This is a genomic window from Rhodococcus sp. CH91 (genome assembly GCF_022554085.1).
GTDB lineage: Bacteria > Actinomycetota > Actinomycetes > Mycobacteriales > Mycobacteriaceae > Rhodococcus.
Genome location: NZ_JAKFYR010000007.1, coordinates 231,372 through 248,326 on the forward strand (window position 1 = coordinate 231,372; position 16,955 = coordinate 248,326).

15 protein-coding genes are annotated in these 16,955 nt (G+C 68.1%); 4 read left to right on the plus strand and 11 right to left on the minus strand.

Annotated features, from left to right (window positions below; translation table 11 throughout):
• Positions 1-14: 14 nt before the first annotated feature.
• Positions 15-533 (minus strand): DUF402 domain-containing protein, encoded by a 519-nt coding sequence (locus tag MOM01_RS15540; protein ID WP_241386314.1) that lies wholly within the window; start codon positions 531-533, stop codon positions 15-17.
• Between the two features lie 45 nt (positions 534-578).
• Between MOM01_RS15540 and uvrB the strand changes: the two genes are divergently transcribed.
• The 3 genes from uvrB to MOM01_RS15555 all read left to right on the plus strand — a co-directional run bounded on the left by uvrB (position 579) and on the right by MOM01_RS15555 (position 4,251).
• Positions 579-2,738: an excinuclease ABC subunit UvrB gene (gene uvrB, locus MOM01_RS15545; protein WP_241386315.1), complete on the plus strand. Its 2,160-nt coding sequence runs from the start codon at positions 579-581 to the stop codon at positions 2,736-2,738.
• Between the two features lie 34 nt (positions 2,739-2,772).
• The gene (locus tag MOM01_RS15550; protein ID WP_241386316.1) at positions 2,773-3,645 is read left to right on the plus strand and encodes an SCO6745 family protein; all 873 of its coding nucleotides are present in this window, start codon (positions 2,773-2,775) and stop codon (positions 3,643-3,645) included.
• A gap of 153 nt (positions 3,646-3,798) precedes the next feature.
• A complete protein-coding gene (locus MOM01_RS15555) occupies positions 3,799-4,251 on the plus strand; it encodes a universal stress protein (RefSeq protein WP_241386317.1) in 453 nt (150 codons plus the stop codon).
• A gap of 3 nt (positions 4,252-4,254) precedes the next feature.
• Here the strand turns inward: MOM01_RS15555 and MOM01_RS23360 are convergent, their stop codons facing one another.
• From MOM01_RS23360 to MOM01_RS15575, 4 genes are all read right to left on the minus strand, one after another.
• Positions 4,255-4,677 carry a DUF732 domain-containing protein gene (locus tag MOM01_RS23360; protein ID WP_241386318.1) on the minus strand — a complete coding sequence of 141 codons (423 nt, stop codon included), beginning with the start codon at positions 4,675-4,677 and terminating at the stop codon, positions 4,255-4,257.
• A gap of 80 nt (positions 4,678-4,757) precedes the next feature.
• Positions 4,758-7,022 (minus strand): HelD family protein, encoded by a 2,265-nt coding sequence (locus MOM01_RS15565; RefSeq protein ID WP_241386373.1) that lies wholly within the window; start codon positions 7,020-7,022, stop codon positions 4,758-4,760.
• A gap of 239 nt (positions 7,023-7,261) precedes the next feature.
• Positions 7,262-8,287 (minus strand): DoxX family protein, encoded by a 1,026-nt coding sequence (locus tag MOM01_RS15570; RefSeq protein ID WP_241386319.1) that lies wholly within the window; start codon positions 8,285-8,287, stop codon positions 7,262-7,264.
• Positions 8,288-8,450: 163 nt separating this feature from the next.
• Positions 8,451-10,148, minus strand: coding sequence for an alkaline phosphatase D family protein (locus MOM01_RS15575; RefSeq protein WP_241386320.1), 1,698 nt, complete (start codon positions 10,146-10,148; stop codon positions 8,451-8,453).
• Between the two features lie 199 nt (positions 10,149-10,347).
• Here MOM01_RS15575 and MOM01_RS15580 point away from each other — a divergent pair, with 199 nt between their 5' ends.
• The gene (locus MOM01_RS15580) at positions 10,348-10,596 is read left to right on the plus strand and encodes a hypothetical protein (RefSeq protein ID WP_241386321.1); all 249 of its coding nucleotides are present in this window, start codon (positions 10,348-10,350) and stop codon (positions 10,594-10,596) included.
• A 64-nt stretch (positions 10,597-10,660) separates the two neighbouring features.
• Here MOM01_RS15580 and MOM01_RS15585 read toward each other — a convergent pair whose 3' ends face one another.
• The 6 genes from MOM01_RS15585 to MOM01_RS15610 form a co-directional block, all read right to left on the minus strand.
• Positions 10,661-12,025, minus strand: coding sequence for a cytochrome P450 (locus tag MOM01_RS15585; protein ID WP_241386322.1), 1,365 nt, complete (start codon positions 12,023-12,025; stop codon positions 10,661-10,663).
• A 36-nt stretch (positions 12,026-12,061) separates the two neighbouring features.
• Positions 12,062-12,253 carry a ferredoxin gene (locus MOM01_RS15590; protein ID WP_241386323.1) on the minus strand — a complete coding sequence of 64 codons (192 nt, stop codon included), beginning with the start codon at positions 12,251-12,253 and terminating at the stop codon, positions 12,062-12,064.
• Entirely contained in the window at positions 12,250-12,831 is a 582-nt protein-coding gene (locus MOM01_RS15595; RefSeq protein WP_374112312.1) for a (2Fe-2S)-binding protein, read from the minus strand. Before MOM01_RS15595 ends, MOM01_RS15590 begins: the two co-directional genes overlap by 4 nt.
• The gene (locus MOM01_RS15600) at positions 12,801-13,670 is read right to left on the minus strand and encodes an FAD binding domain-containing protein (RefSeq protein WP_241386325.1); all 870 of its coding nucleotides are present in this window, start codon (positions 13,668-13,670) and stop codon (positions 12,801-12,803) included. The genes MOM01_RS15595 and MOM01_RS15600 overlap by 31 nt, the downstream gene beginning before the upstream one ends.
• Positions 13,667-16,018 carry a xanthine dehydrogenase family protein molybdopterin-binding subunit gene (locus MOM01_RS15605; protein WP_241386326.1) on the minus strand — a complete coding sequence of 784 codons (2,352 nt, stop codon included), beginning with the start codon at positions 16,016-16,018 and terminating at the stop codon, positions 13,667-13,669. Before MOM01_RS15605 ends, MOM01_RS15600 begins: the two co-directional genes overlap by 4 nt.
• A 220-nt stretch (positions 16,019-16,238) precedes the next feature.
• Positions 16,239-16,928, minus strand: a complete 690-nt coding sequence (locus MOM01_RS15610; protein WP_241386327.1) for an MBL fold metallo-hydrolase — start codon at positions 16,926-16,928, stop codon at positions 16,239-16,241.
• Positions 16,929-16,955: the final 27 nt, after the last annotated feature.

Genomic DNA, 16,955 nt, shown 5'->3' on the forward strand with positions numbered 1-16,955 from the left:
GGGCGGGCGAGCGCTCAGCGCCAGTGGACGGGCGCGCCCCGCTCGCGAAGCCAGGCGTCGAGGTCGTGACCGTGTGAGGCGATGCCGTCCACGGCCCGCAGCGCCGTGTGCACGGCCGTTTCGGCCGTCGCAGCGCCGATCAGCCCGGTGGTCACGGCGACGATCAGTTCGTCGACGTCCTCGACGGCCGTGCCCCGGCCGGTCCGGACGATCAGATCCAGATAGTGATCGCGGGAATACCAGACGTCGCCGTCGCGCCGGAACTCACCGACGTCGACGTAGCGGTCCTGGTCGCGTTCGTTGCCGGGGGTGAAGTGGAAGATCGACGCCCGCAACCGCAGCTCGGGCAGGAGCCACGATTCGAGATAGTGGAACTGCGGATGATCGGCGGGGCGCGCCATGTACAGGCCCCACTCCTCGACGCGATACTCGTCGACCGGCCGAACGAAGCCCTTCGGGTCGGTGTTGGTCTTCGCGGAGACGTCGAAGGTCTCCGTCTTCACAGGATGCGGGGTCGCGGACACGGGATGCACGCTAGCGGCCCGGGGCTGTCGGGGGGAGCGCCTACTCTGGTGGGCATGGCGTTCGCAAGTGAACATCCCGTCGTCGCCCACTCCGAGTTCCGGCCGGTGGGCGAGATCGAGCGCACCGAGACCCGCTTCGAGGTCGTCAGCGAGTACGAGCCGGCCGGCGACCAGCCCGCCGCGATCGACGAGCTCGAACGCCGGTTGAAGGCCGGCGAGAAGGACGTCGTCCTGCTCGGTGCCACCGGTACGGGCAAGTCCGCGACCACCGCGTGGCTCATCGAGCGTGTCCAGCGTCCCACCCTCGTGATGGCGCCCAACAAGACCCTCGCCGCGCAGCTCGCCAACGAGCTGCGGGACATGCTGCCCAACAACGCGGTCGAGTACTTCGTCTCGTACTACGACTACTACCAGCCGGAAGCGTACATCGCGCAGACCGACACCTACATCGAGAAGGACTCCTCGATCAACGACGACGTCGAGCGGCTGCGGCACTCGGCGACATCCGCCCTGCTGTCCCGCCGCGATGTCGTGGTGGTCGCCTCGGTGTCCTGCATCTACGGCCTCGGCACCCCGCAGTCCTATCTCGACCGATCCATCCAGCTCGAAGTCGGTGTCGAGGTGCCGCGCGACGCGCTGTTGCGACTGCTCGTCGACGTCCAGTACACCCGCAACGACACCGCGTTCACCCGCGGCTCGTTCCGCGTCAAGGGCGACACCGTCGACATCATCCCCGCCTACGAGGAACTCGCCGTGCGGATCGAGTTCTTCGGCGACGAGATCGACGCGCTCTACTACCTGCACCCGCTCACCGGCGATGTCGTACGCAAGGTCGATTCCCTGCGGATCTTCCCCGCCACGCACTACGTGGCCGGCCCCGACCGTATGGAACGCGCCGTCAAGGACATCGAGGCCGAACTCGAGGAGCGACTCGCCGATCTCGAGAACCGAGGCAAGCTGCTCGAGGCCCAGCGGCTGCGCATGCGCACCCAGTACGACATCGAGATGATCCGTCAGGTCGGCTTCTGTTCCGGCATCGAGAACTACTCCCGCCATATCGACGGCCGCCCGGCAGGATCCGCCCCGGCGACGCTCATCGACTACTTCCCGGAGGATTTCCTCCTGGTCATCGACGAGTCGCACGTGACGGTGCCGCAGATCGGCGCGATGTACGAGGGCGACATGTCGCGCAAGCGCAATCTCGTCGACTTCGGGTTCCGGCTTCCGTCGGCGGTCGACAACCGGCCTCTGACCTGGGAGGAGTTCGCCGCGCGCATCGGGCAGACGGTGTATCTGTCCGCCACCCCCGGGCCCTACGAACTCGGCCGTACCGGTGGCGAGTTCGTCGAACAGGTCATCCGCCCCACCGGTCTCGTCGACCCACAGGTCGTCGTCAAGCCCACCAAGGGCCAGATCGACGATCTCGTGCACGAGATCCGCGAACGGGCCGAACGCGACGAGCGCGTACTCGTGACCACCCTCACCAAGAAGATGGCCGAGGACCTCACCGATTATCTGCTCGAACTCGGTATCAGGGTGCGTTATCTCCACTCCGACATCGACACCCTGCGGCGCGTCGAACTGCTGCGGCAGTTGCGGCTCGGCGAATACGACGTGCTCGTCGGCATCAACCTGCTCCGTGAGGGCCTCGATCTTCCCGAAGTGTCGCTCGTCGCGATCCTCGACGCCGACAAGGAAGGCTTCCTGCGGTCGACGACCTCGCTGATCCAGACCATCGGCCGCGCGGCGCGCAACGTCTCGGGCGAGGTGCACATGTACGCCGACAAGATCACCGACTCGATGGCCCGAGCGATCGAGGAAACCGAACGGCGCCGCGAGAAGCAGATCGCCTACAACACCGAACACGGTCTCGATCCGAAGCCGCTGCGCAAGAAGATCGCCGACATCCTCGATCAGGTCTATCAGGAGGCCGACGACACCGAGATCGTCGAAGTGGGCGGTTCCGGACGCAACGCATCGCGCGGTCGCCGCGCTCAGGGGGAGTCCGGGCGCGCGGTCAGCTCCGGTGTAGTCGAAGGTCGCGACACCTCGACGATGCCACGGGCCGAACTGGCCGATCTCGTCCAGCAACTCACCGACCAGATGATGCAGGCGGCACGCGATCTGCAGTTCGAGCTCGCCGCGCGACTGCGCGACGAGATCTCCGACCTGAAGAAGGAACTGCGGGGCATGGACGCGGCAGGTCTGAAGTAGGGGCGCACGGGCGGGCTCGGTAGGGTCGCAACCCATGGAGCCCTCATCGGCCGGGCGTGCTGCCCGTGCACTCGAACTTCTGCACTCGGTCGCCTATTTCGCTCCCGAGATCGGCGGCGAACTCGCAGCGCTCGGCGTCGGTGAACCCGCGCCGCAATATGTGGGTGCGCGGTCCGCGCCGGTCGGCGCTGTCGGCGCCGGTGTGGTGACGGCGATGTTCTACAACTTCGCGCCCCGCCTGATCGAGTCGGCCGTTCCGGGCGTGTGGACGGTCGCTGCGCCGGACGCGGTCATCGGAGCGCGACTGCGCGGGATCGACGCCGTCTATCTGCGGGTACTCGGGCCGGATGTGCTCGGATCGGCGGAGATGGAGGAAGCGGCCGGACTCGTGTCCGCGGCCGCCCGTGCGATTCCCGGGCCGGAGGGGCGCCCGCTGTACGCCGCCTACGCGGATCTGCCCTGGCCCGAGCCCGCCCACCTGCAGTTGTGGCACGCATTGACCTTGTTGCGCGAGTACCGCGGGGACGGACACATCGCCGCTCTGCAGACGGCGGGGCTGTCGGGTCTCGACGCGCTCGTCACCCACACGGCGACCGGTATCGGGTTCGCTCCGGGACCCGCACGCACGTTGCGCGGGTGGACGAAGGGCGAGTGGGCGGACGCCGAAGCGGGCCTGCGTGCGCGGGGCCTGCTCGATCGTCGTGGTGACCTCACCGACGAGGGATTCGAGGTGCGCGAACTCGTCGAGGATCTGACCGACGACCTCGCCGCCGCTCCGTGGCGGGCGCTCGGAGAGGAGGGCGCCGAACGACTGCTCGATCTCGCCTTGCCGTGGCGCGACGCGTTCGTGGACGCGGGAATACTCCCCGGCGGGTTGTTCGGCCCCCGTTACGGTGACGCGCGGTAACGTCAAGCGTGAATGTGGGATGAGACCTAAACGTCCCACACCGACCGTCCGTCCCGCTACTGTCTACGCAGCGTAGGGCGGGGGAGCGTGGGTGTCCTCCGTCGGCAGCATCGACGGCACGCGTCGATGGACCACACACTCGATGGAGGATGAATGAGCGCCTACCGGACCATAGTCGTCGGAACCGATGGTTCCGAGTCGTCGTATCGGGCCGTGGAGAAGGCAGCCGCTCTGGCCGGGGACGCCGGCGCCCAACTGGTGATCGCCTGCGCCTACTATCCGGCCGATCCCAAGGACACCGCGCAGGCCGCCGACGCACTGCGGGACGAGGCCTACCAGGTCACCGGCTCTGCGCCGACCTACGAGATCCTGCGCACCGCACGGGAGAAGGCGACCGTTGCCGGCGCTCGGAAGATCTCCGAACGACCCATCGTGGGTGCCCCCGTCGAGTCGTTGCTCACACTGGTGGACGAGGTCGACGCCGACCTCATCGTCATCGGCAACCGCGGACTGAACACGCTCACCGGCCGGCTGCTCGGCTCCGTTCCCTCGGACGTGGCCCGGAAGGCCCTGTGCGACGTGCTGGTGGTGCACACCGTCCGCTGAGGATCAGCAGTAGGTATCGCGAGCGGTCTCGAGGTAGAGCACGGCGGCGTCGTCCGCCGACAGGCTCGTCCCCGAGGCCGCTGCCGCGTACGCGGCGATCGGCCGGAGCGTGGCGAGGACGTCGTGCTCCGGCACCCCCGCGGCCAGCTGGTCGCACACCCCGCGCACCACCGCCAGGACGGTGTCGTCGTTGACGTCGGCCACGAGGCCGGACGAATCCAGCGCGTCCCTGACGCGCAGGAACCGGGCGTCGGGTGGGTCCGCCGAGGGTGCCGTCGACACGGTGGAGGCCGCAGCACGTGCCTCCTCCTGCGCAGGCGCGATCGATCCGCACGCGGCGGTGACGAACGCCCCGATCACCGCCACGAACGCCGGACCCACCGTTCTGCCGGCCCGCTGGTTCCCGTCCCCTGCCCGACAGGCCACTGCTCGTCCCCTCCACCGATGGTCCGTCCCCGTAACGACCCGGATGGACGGTACCGTTCGGGCACCGTCCACGGGAGATCTCAGTCGTGTGTCGCCGCGGCGAGACCGGAGAGCACGTCCGGCAGTGGCGACGAGTGGACCACGCCGAGACGCTGGGTCGCACGGGTGAGCGCGACGTACAGATCGTTCGGACCGCGGGAGGAATCGGCGAGGATCTCCGTCGGCTCGACGAGCAGCACCGCATCGAATTCGAGACCCTTGACCTCCTTCACGGTCGCGACCGTGACCGAATCGGACGCCAGATGCTGCCAGCTCCCGGCCAGTCGTGCCGGGGCGAGCACAGTGGTCGTTCCCGGCCCGGTCTCGGCGTCGAGTGCTGTTCTCACGGCGTCGAGTAGCGCGTCCGCGTCGACGCGGTGTGCCCACGGCTCGAATCCGGATTCGCGGACCGACTGCGGCGGCATCTGATCGGGATCGATCTCCGCGAGCACCGCGTGCGCGATCCGCATGATCTCCGCCGGCGTCCGGTAGTTCACCGTCAGCTCGGTCTTCTTCCACCGGTTCGCGACATACGGCTCGAGAATCCGCTGCCACGACTCCGTTCCCGCCGGATCACCGGTCTGGGCGGTGTCGCCCACGAGCGTCATCCAGCGGTTCGGTATGCGCCGCATGATCGTTCGCCACGCCATCGCGGACAGCTCCTGCGCCTCGTCGACGATCACGTGACCGTAGGTCCAGGTGCGGTCCCCGGCGGCGCGTTCCGCCGTGGTCTCGTAGCGGCGATAGTTCTGGCGTTCCGCCAACTGACTCGCATCGATGAGGTCGTAGGCCATGAGCAGTTCCGGGTCCAGATCGTCCTCGAGATCCTGCGGCGCCGAACCCGTGAGGATGTCGAGTGCGCCCTGGGCGTCGGCGATCTGCTTGCGCCACCGGCGTTTCGCACGCTCGCGTTCCGCGGCATCGTCGACGCCGAGCAGTTCGGCGAGTTCGTCGAGCAGGGGAGCGTCGGCGGCACTGAAGTGCCCCGCGGTACCGGGTCGGTGCAATGCGTCGATCTGGTCGTCGGACAGTGCAGGAGCCGCCGACGCGATCCGCTCGCGTGACGCCAGCAGATCCGACAGCACTTCCTGCGGAGACAATTCCGGCCACAGAGCGTCGATCGCGGCGACGATATCGGGATCGGAACGCATCTCGGAGCGGATGTCGTGGATGTCCTCCCGGCTCAGCAGATTCGCCCCGCCGAGCGGGTTCGAGCCGATGATCCCTGCGAGCTGGTCGGCGAGGGCGTCGATCACTCCGCTGACGAAGATCGGCCGTGCCAGATTGTGCGGTCGGCGCGACGAGCGGGCACGCCCACGAGCGCGGGTGACGATCTTGCGGTCGAGTGTGAGCGCGTAGGTGTCGAAGCTCAGGCGGACGGGGGAGCGGGGAACCTCCTGCCGGTCGCGGACGGCCTTCTCGAGCACCTTCACCATGTCCAGGGAGCCTTTGAGTTCGCCCGCCTCGGGACCGTCCTCGACGGTCGGCGTGACACCGGGATACAGGTCGCCGACGGTGGACAACAGCACCCCGGTCTCCCCGAGCGAGGGCAGCACCTGGCCGATGTAGTCCAGGAAACGGGTGTTCGGGCCCACGATCAGCACGCCGCTCTTGGCGAGTTGTTTGCGGTAGGTGTAGAGCAGATAGGCCGCCCGATGCAGGGCCACAGCCGTCTTGCCGGTCCCCGGGCCGCCCTGGACGACGAGGACGCTGCGGTGCTCGGATCGGATGACCGCGTCCTGTTCCGCCTGGATGGTCGCGACGATGTCGTGCATCTGCCCGGTGCGTGCGGCGTTGAGGGCTGCGAGCAGCGCAGACTCGCCCGCCACACCACCGGCCGGACGGCTGTCCGCGTGTTCGAGAGCGGCATCGAGGTCGAGATACTCGTCGTGCAGGGCGGTGACCCTGCGGCCACGGCTGCGGATGTGCCGGCGCAGGACGACCCCGTCGGGGGCGGCAGGAGTGGCGAGGTAGAACGGCCGGGCCTGCGGGGCCCGCCAGTCGAGCAACAGCGACTCGTAGTCGTTCTCCTCGTCGAGGATGCCGAGCCTGCCGATGTACCGGGTCTCCTCGCCGGACACCTCCGGGTCGGTGCCGGTGGGCTCGGACTCCTCGGCCCGGACGTCGATACGGCCGAAGCACAGGCCGTGCTCCGCAGCGTCGTACTTCGCGATGTCCTCGGTGTACATCTGCGTGAACGATTCGCGTTCGCTGCGCGCCTGAGGGGTGCCTCCCGTTTCCTTCAGCACGCGGGTCAAGCGGGTGCGGGCATAATCGCGCAACCCGTCGAGATGCGTGTAGAGCATCGCCACATAGGCCTGCTCGCGATCGAGCTCCGGATGGGACGCGCCATCAACCGGCACAGGTACTCCTCGGGGATAGGCAGAACGAGAACGCTCCGTCGTGCGTGGGGCGACGCGTCGACGAAGTGCCCGAGAAGTCTAGTCGGCGGCGAGCGGAAACGAGCAGAAAGCCTGTTCACAGCACTGCGGGCGTGCGACGAGGTCGCACGCCCGCAGCGCCGCCGAAGGCTCGGCTCTGCCTTCTACTTCTCGAGCTTCTTCAGGTTCTTCGCGAGCTTCTTCTCCGCCTTCGCGGCCTGCTTGCGCGCTGCCTCGGCGCGCAGGCGGGCCTTCTCCGTCGCGGCGAGCGCCCGGGCGTTGAGGACGGCGGACTGCTCCTCCGCGAGCTTCGTCCACTCCGCGCTGCGATCGACTGTCGTGTCCCACAGCTTGGAGCCGCGCTTGCGGGCGGCGTCGGCCAGTTCGGGAGTGCGTTCGCGCGCCAGATCCAGCAGCTCGGTGCCGCGTTCGCGGGCGCCCTCGGCGAGTTCGGGGGCGCGGTCACGGGCGACACCGAGAATCTCGGCGCTGCGATCACGTGCCTTCTCGGTCAGCACCGGCGCTCGATCGCGTGCCACCTCGAGCAGGCCGGTTCCTCGTTCGCGCGCTGCTTCCGCCAGCTCGGGCGCGCGCTCCTTGGCGATACCGAGGAGATGACCCCCCTGTTCGCCGGCCTCGTCGGTCAGTGCCTTCACGCGTTCGGCGACCGTGTGCAGCGCTTCGCTGCCGGGGCTGTCCGAGGAATGGCTCGGCAGTGCGGCGGCAACCGACTCCTGCGCGCGCCGGGCAGCACGGCGGCCTCGCCAGCCGAGTGACGGCTTCCCTTCGGTGTCGACCGCCGCGATGAGCAACCCGCCGAACAAGCTCACGTTCTTGATGAGCTGGGTGCGCTGCTGGGCACGGACAGCAGGATCCTGTTCGTTCCAGAAGTCATGGGCCGCAAGCGTGGTCGGCACCAGGGTGCCGGCCAGGGCGAGGGCGGAGAGTCGAGGGGCCTTGCCGAGCGCGAACAGGGCGCCGGCGCCGATCTGGACGGCGGCGTTGATCTGTACGAGTGTCTCGGGATTACTGGGGAGCTTGTCGGTGACAGACCCGGGCAGGGCGTTCACCGCCTGATCGAGCCCGGGCTGCGCGGCGCCCGCCTTCGGCTCGGGCTTCCGTAGGGCATCGATACCCCCGGCAATGAAAACGGACGCGAGCATGGGCCGCGCGATTCTCCGGACGAGCATGTGTTCCTCCCGTGGTCGGGTGTTTCCAAACCCTGACTCAGGTACCCCGGCTGTCCCAGGAATATTCACGACAGTGGAGGACGGTCGAGTGATGCAAGTTTCGGACGAGACGGAAGACGGTGAATTACAGAATTCTACGGTGTCGTCCGCCTGCCCGAGGACCTCACCGAGCATGCCCGAGCGCTGCGCCGGTGGACGACTGTCCGCGGGCCGCGCTGCTGTCCGTCAGCGACAGATCGGTGACGGTCTCGAACCGGCCCGAGTCCGAGCCGACCAGCGTTCTTTCGACGGTGAGATGCGCGGCGCGGCCCGACGTCCGCAGCGTGGCGATCTGATTTCCGAAGGTCGGTCCGCCGATCCTCGACCACGAGAAGGAAGTCGGGGGCACCGTCGTCACGCGGCCCAGCATCAGGCGCACACCACGTTCCGCCGCGCGACTCCACGCGAGGCGGAACGCCGTGCGGATCACCGCGGGCACATGGTTGTGCAACGGGGAGCACGTCAACTGGTAGATCGCGGTCTCGGTCGGTGTGTCGAAACGGACGCGCGCCGTATAGGCATGATGCACGTCGCCCGAGAGCACGCATATCGTCGCCGGCGCGCGACCGGACGCCCCTGCCCGGCGTCCGCAGCCGACGTCGAGCAGCAAGCGGGCGAGCCGTTCGAACGAGTCGCGGAAGGCCGACCAGTGCTCGAGATCCGCGGCGCGGCGGAGTTTTTCGGCCCACCGTGCGAGTCGATCGCCACGCGCGCCGGAGGCGAGTTTCTCGTCCCATGCCTCGACGTCGTGCATCGCGCGCGGCAGAATCCACGGCAGCGACGTCCCGATCAGCAGGTGATCGTAGCCGCCCGCCATCTGCTCCTCGATCCAGTCGAACTCCGGATCCGACACCATGTCCCGCCGGTCGGGTGAGAGCACCCGCCCGCACCGCGAATCGATCACGAGCAATCGCACGGAGCCGAAATCGCGCCGGTAGGACCACCTCGTGCCCACGCTCCCGTCCGCTTCCTCGTCCGCGCCGGAGGCGAAGGCGCGCAGTATGGGTTCGGCGTCACCCGGACAGTTCCGTACCCGGTCGTAGAGCGTGTTCTCGGTCAGCTCGGCGGGGGAGAGGTTCCCGAGATGCTGGTAGATCCAGTACGACGCCAAGGCCCCGACGATGCGTTCCTCCCACCACGAGGATGCCTCCATCTCGCGTCGCCAGGAGTACGACGTGTTCCAGTCGTCGTGGACGTCGTGGTCGTCGAAGATCATCGATGTCGGGACGTTCGACAGCAACCACCGGACATTCCGTTCCGACCAGGACCGCTCGTACAGCCAGGTGTACTCCTCGAAATTCCGGACCTGCGCGCCCGGAGGTTCCGACAGGTCGTGCCGCTCACCGACCCGCCGCTTCATCTCGGGCGACAGTTCGTCGGCGTACACCTGGTCGCCCAGCAACAGCAGGGCGTCGGGCCACTCGTCGCTCGGCCGCTCGCGCATGCGCTGCGCGTAGGCGACGAGGGCGTCCTTGCCGAGGGGGCCGGCCGACTCCTCGTCCTCGGAGGTCGTCGCTACCCGGCAGGAGCCGAACGCGAGCGCGAAGTCGTCGCCGTCGCCGGCCGGGGTGCGGATCGACGGTGGGGCGTCGCCGGCCGCCGGCCACACGGTCCGCCCGTCCACGTCCACTTCGTAGGGCGTGACCGATCCTGGTTCCAGATCTCGGATCGCGATGAGGGCGTAGTGATGGCCTGCGACGGTCCATGTCCGTTCCGAGCTGCCGAGTACCTGCACCGTGCAGGCTTCGGAAGTTTCGACCCAGACTGTCGCGTCGGTGGGACCGATGTGCCGGAGCACCGGTCCCAGTACGAGTTCCGCCACGGTGTCACCGTCCTCGTGCTCGACCGAGCGAGCTCGTCATGGGCATCGAGCGTACCCGCGGCGAGCCCACCGAGGATCGTTCCCGCGAACTTCGGTGTCCGTTCGGGCCCTCCTGCACCCCGATCGGGAGCACCCTGGAACCGTCACACCCGAATCGGCCCGTGCGGGGCCGGTGCCGCGCGGGGGAAGGGGGCGGACCATGAACGACGCCGAAGGTCAGCAGGGCGGGGAACAGCTCGACGAGGAAACGAAACGACAGGCGAAGGAGCGGGCCGAGGAGATCGACCGGATGTACGAGCCGGGCGCCCGGCCAACCGCAGTCGTGCCGGGGACGAACGGGATGGTCTCCGGCACGGCCTTCGCGGACATGGCCGAGCAGCCCTCGAACGACGAGCGCCCCGACACGGCTACCGAGTCGGATCCACGTGAGGAACGCTCACCCGGCTGAGGCGTCGCGGTGGCCGGTGGGTCCGGCTCGCTCCTCTGCGACCGCCGCGCAACCGGCCCGACCGTCAGCTCACCACAGCGGCCTCGGGGCGCACGGTCACCGGGGCCGCGAGGCCGTGCTCGTCGCAGACGCGCTGGAGCCGGTCGAGGGTGGTGTCGAGGCCCGGGCCCAGGCGTGGACCGGGGGTGAATGTGGCCGGAAGCGCGCGCATGCCCTGGATCACCCCGATCGTGTCGTAATGGACGGTTCCTTCCGGGTCGCAACGGAAGTCCGGCATGCGGTCCAGCACTGCTGTGAGCATCGACTTGAAGACGGTGCGCGCCACGTTCGAGCCGATGCATCTGTGGATTCCGAGACCGAAGCTGAAATGCCGGTTGCCTTTGCGGTCGAGGATCAGATCGTCCGGTTGCGGGAAGACCGCGGGGTCCCGATTGGCCATCGCCCACGACAGCCAGAGTCGGTCGCCTTCGCGCAGCCGGGTCTCGGCGACCTCACAGGATTCGGCGACGGTGCGTCCGTCGCCTGCCGCCGGCGTGAAGTACCGGAGGAATTCCTCTGTTGCGGGATCGAGGAGAGTGGCGCGTTCGCGGCTGAGCAGCTCACGCTGATCCGGATGCCGGGACAGCCATTCGAGGGAGCGAGCCGTGAGCGCCGTGGTGGTGTCGAAGCCGCCACCGATGAGCAGGCCGAGCATGCCGAGCAGTTCCATGTCCGGAGCCGGTTCGCCGTCGATACGCAGTTCTGTGAGTCCGTGGACGAGGCCCGGGCGCGGATTCTCCTTGATCTCCACGAGGTTGGTGAGCAGGTCGATGCCCATCTCGCGGTGTAGGGCGGCGACACGCTCCATATCGGGCGAATCCTCGGGTGTGTACACCGCCGCGTGGACGGGTTCGCTGTACATCGACCAGCGAGCGATCGGGATACCGAGCATGGCGAGGGTGAGCACGGCGGGCACGATGTTGGCGAGATCGTCGACGAAGTCGATGTGTCCGTCCTCGATCTTCTCGTCGAGTGCCGCACGGACGATGTCGTCGATGAACGGCTCCCACCGCCGCACCGCGGCAGGTGAGAGGTACGGATTGAGCACCGCCCGGTAGATGCGATGCTCGGGATCGTCCATCTCGAGGATGCCGCCCCGCACCATGGCTGCGCGACGTGCCGTGGGGATCGAGATGCCCTTGTATCCGCGGCGCAGGCCGTGGACGTCGTGGTCGTTGGACACCTGCGGGCTTCGGGCGAGATCGAAGACGACGTCGGCGCCGCTCGCCACCCAGTGCCCGTCGTAGGTGTCGGTCCAAGCGAGTGGACATCCGGCGTGGAGTTCGTGGGTGATCTCTTCGAAGCGGTCGCGGTAGCCGGGGGCGTGCCGATCGAAGTGGTAGTGGTTCTTCTTGCGGTCCCGATCGTCTACGGATTCGTCGATGCTCACAGTGGTTCCTCTGTCGGTCGGACGTGGATGCCGGGGTCAGGACAGGGTGATCGCTCGTTCCGGACAGGAGTGCGCCGCCTCTCGGACCGCATCCTCCTGTCCTGCGGGTACGTCGGTGAACGGTGCCGTGGCGTGCCCGTCCACATCGCTGAGTTCGAATGCTGCGGGAGCACGCATCGCGCACAGCGTGTGTCCTTGGCAGACGATCGGATCGCCTCGGACCTTCATGAACGACCTTTCGTCGAATGCGGTCCCGGCAGGCTGTCGCCGGCGGGTTCGGTTTCGGTTCCTGTCGCAACCAGGCGGCCGTGCCGGGCCGGTGCCGCGGCCCGGACGGCACGAACGATGCCCTGGTAACCCGTGCACCGGCACAGATTTCCGGACAGTCCGTCGCGGATCTCGTCGTCGCCCGGATCGGGGTTGTCCCGCAGGAATGCGGTGACGGACACGATGAAACCCGGCGTGCAGAAGCCGCACTGAAGACCGTACTCGTCGCGGAAGGCCGCCTGGACCGGCGACAGTTCTCCGTCCGGCCCGGCGAGTCCTTCGACGGTCGTGACTTCGGATCCGTCCACCTGCACGGCGAACACGAGGCACGCCCGCACGGCGTCTCCGTCGAGCAGCACGGTGCACGAACCGCAGACCCCGTGCTCGCATCCCAGATGGGTCCCGGTGAGCCCGCAGCGATCACGCAGGTAGTCCGCCAGAGTCAGACGCGGCGGCACGCGATCGGTGCGACTCGCACCGTTGATGCGCACTCGGATGTCGATGTCGGTCACAGGGCTTCCTCCAACGCTCGTGTCCATGCGCGGGCGACCATCACGGCGCCCACTCGCCGTCGGTAGCCGGCGGTGCCGTGGATGTCCGACGGCGCCGCGTCGAACAGTTCGGTCACCGCGACTCCGAGATCGGTGGCCTCGATCTCGGTCGCCGCTCGGCCGATCAGGTCGGACTCCGCGGCGCGGGCACGTATGGGAACAGGGGACAGCCCGAAGACGGTGATCGCGCACCGTCCGATCCGTGCATCGGCGTCGAGCCGCACTGCCACCGCAGCCCCCGCGATCGCGAAATCGCCGCTGCGACGCGTGAACTCCTCGATCGCGAAACCGCGCCGCCCGTGCAGGACGGGGAAGGTGAGATCGGTGACGAGCTCGTCCGGTTCCAGGGCGGTGGTCCACATACCGTGGAAGAAGTCGGCTGCGGCGATGGTGCGCCGGCCCCGGGGGGACAGGGTGCCGATCGTGGCGTCCAGCGTCATCGCGACCGCCGGATATTCGGCGGCAGCATCGGCGTGCGCGAGGGACCCGCCGAGGGTGCCGCGGTTGCGGATCTGGAAATGCCCGATCAGCGGGGTGGCCCTGGCCAGGAGTGGAACCAGCCGCCGGATGCCGGCATCTCGCCCCACCCTCGCGTGAGTGGTCATCGCTCCGATCCGCACCGACTCCCCGTCCGCGTGGACGCCCTGCAACTCGGTGAGGCAGCGCAGGTCGACGAGATGCCCGAACGCCGCGAGTCGCAGGGCCAGCAGCGGCATCAGGCTTTGTCCGCCGGCGATGAACTTTCCCTCGTCACCGAACCGGGCGGCCAGGTCGACTGCCTCGGCAGGGGTGTGCGGGCTGTGGTAGTCGAACGCCGCGGGTTTCACAGGGCCTCCGTGCTGTCGGTGCGGGACCGCTCGATCGTCGAGACGATCCTGGCCGGGGAGAGCGGAAGGTGGGAGATCTCGAATCCGAACGGACTCAACGCGTCCGCTACAGCGTTGAGCACGGCCGGGGTCGCCCCGATCGCGCCGCCCTCACCGACTCCCTTGACGTTGCCCGGCCCAGGACTCGGTGTCTCGATGTGACCTATCTCGATCGTCGGTGCCTCGGTCGCGGTCGGGAGCAGGTAGTCCATGAAGGTCGTCGCGAGGGGATTGCCGTCATCGTCGTAGGCCAGGTGTTCGTAGAGCGCTCCGCCGATGCCCTGGACGGCACCTCCGCAGATCTGGCCCTCGACCACCTTCGGATTGATCATGGCGCCGCAGTCCTCGCTGACGATGTACCGCAGCAGGGTCACCTTCCCGGTGTCGATGTCCACCTCGCACGTGCACAGATGCGTCGCGTTGGCCCAGATCGCCATGTGTGGCGTGCGGTACCGGCCGCTCGCTTCGAGTCCCGGTGGAACACCGGCCGGGAGTCCGTCGCCCTGGAAATACGCGATGTCGGCGATCTCGGCGAGGGTCAGGCGAACTCCCGGATCGTCCCGGAGCGTGGCGACCCCCTCGGCGAACACGATCTCTTCGCGGGGAACATCCAGACGGTGCGCGGCGATCGCCACGATCCGTTCCCGCAGTACCGACGCGGTCTCGGCGATCGCGCCGGCGGTCATCGACCCCGATCGGCTGCCGCCGGTGCCACCGCCGAACGGGGTGATCGAGGTGTCGCCCTGGATCGTGCGCACATCCGCGAGGGAGACCCCGAGTGCGTCCGCGGTCAACTGCACGACGGTGGTCTCGATGCTGTTTCCCGCCGAGCCGCCCGCCACGTACACGTTGACCTTGCCGGACGGTTCGATCCGGATGGTCGCACCCTCGGTGCTGTGGAAGGCGGTGCTGCCCGTCGTCGGCTCCAGATACGTGCACGTGCCTACGCCGAGATAGCGGCCCTGCTCGCGGGCGAGACGTTGTTCGGCGCGGAACTGCCCGTAGCCCAGCATCTCGACCGCCTGTTCGAGGGTTTCCAGCGGAGAGACGTGGTCGTGCGGCATGCCGTTCGGGTTCATCATCGGCAGGTCTTCCTGCCGCACCATGTTGCGCCGGCGAAGTTCGATCGGGTCCATGCCGATCCGGCGGGCCGCGTGATCGAGGAGAAGTTCGCGGGTGACCGATTCGAACTGCCACGGTCCGCGATAGGCCAGTCGCCCGACCGTGTTGGAGTACACGAACTTCGAACCGAACGACGCGTCGGTGATCCGGTACGGCCCAGGAAACAGGAGGCCGACGACCACACCCGCGGTGATCGGCGAGGGTGTCGGATACGCGCCGACATTCTGCACGTGGTGGATGCCGGCGGCGAGGATCCGGCCGTCGGAATCGAAAGCCATTCGCACATCGGCATGTTCGTGGCGTGCCATTCCCGACGCCATCAAGTTTTCCTGCCGGTCCTCGATCCACTTGACGGCGCCGCCGAGTGTGCGGGCCGCGAGTTGCACGCAGATCTCCTCCCGCAGCGGCGCCACCTTGAGACCGAAGCCGCCGCCGGTATCGCGGGCGATCACGCGCACCTGATGCTCGTCGATCCCGAGGAGTCGGGCGCAGAAGCCCCGTACCTCGTGGGGTGACTGCGTCGAGATCCACACGGTCATCTCCGCGGTGGGGGCGGACCATTCCGCGATGATCCCGCGGGTCTCCATCGGCACCGGAATGTAGGCCTGCTGGAATATCGTCTGCTCCACCACGTGTGGGGCGGACGCGAAGATCGGATCCAGGTCGGAGGCCGGACGACCGGCCATCTCGCCGGCGGAATTCCCGGCGAACCCGGCGTGCACCAGGTGCGGGGACGTGTCGGCGGTGGTGTAGTCCACCACTGGCTCGAGTGGTTCGTAGTCGACGTCGACGAGTGCGGCCGCGTCCTCCGCCACGTACCGGTCGCAGGCGACGACCATCGCGACCGGGTCGCCCACGAATCGCACCTCCTCCTCGGCGAGAGGTGGCCGGGGCACGGGAGGAAGACCGGGCATATCCAGCGCGTAGGAGATCTGGTGTGCGACGGGTCCGAGTTCGGCCGCGGTGTACACGGCGACGACCCCGTCGAGTTCCGCAGCGGCCGAGACGTCGATATCCACGATGCGCGCACGGGCGAACGGGCTGCGCACGAAGCACACGTGGACCATCCCGGGGCGGGTGACGTCGTCGACGAACGTTCCGGCACCGGTCACCAACCGCAGGTCCTCGACCCGCGGAACGGACGTGCCCACGCTCCCGCCGACCACGGGTGCTGCGATCTCGGTCATGCGTCTCCTCGCTCCGTCGAATGACCAGAGGGTCGTACTGCAGGATGAGACGAGAGATATGCGCTATCGAGAATGTCGCTCTCGATGGGGAGAGACGATACACACCGGAGCGCTTTCGGTGACCGGAACGCGGGAATCGCTCCACTCGGGCCGATCCGACGAAAAAAGCCTTCCACCCGGGCGGTTTCCGGGCGGAAGGCTTCCAGGGGCGAGGGGAGGCCTACCAGCCCCGCTCTCGCCACTCGCCCAGATGCGGGCGTTCGACGCCGAGGGTGGAGTCCTTGCCGTGCCCGGGATAGAAGACCGTCTCGTCGTCGAACCGATCGAAGATCTTCGACTCCACGTCGCCGAGCAGCGAGCGGAAGGCCTCGTCGTCGGGCGTCTTGCCGACCCCGCCGGGGAACAGCGAGTCGCCGGTGAAGATGTGCTTGCGCCCGGTGCCCTGTTCGGTCAGGACCAGCGCAACCGAGCCCGGGGTGTGACCTGCGAGGTGGATCACCTCGAGATTCAGCTCACCGATCTGCACGGTGTCGCCTTCGGACAGGAGCCGGTCCGGAGACACCGGCAGCGGGCCGGCGTCGAGCGCATGCGCCGCAGTGGGCACCCTGGTCGCCGCGGCCACCCGCTCGAGTCCCTGCCAGTGATCCCAGTGCTGGTGGGTGGTGACGATCAGCTCGAGCTTCGGCGCGCTCTCGCGGAGGAACTGCACGAGACGCTCGGGTTCGTTTGCGGCGTCGATGAACACGGAACCACCGGTCGCGTCGTCGGTGACGAGATAGGTGTTGTTGTTCATCTCGCCGACCGCGAGTTTGACGATGCTCGCTCCGGGAATCCTCCGGCGTTGCGCGGGTCCGCCGGGAGTCACGTCGCCGGTGTAGTTGTCCTCGATGATCACGGGCTGCTGCGTCATGACGCCAAAACTACCGTCGCGCAGCCG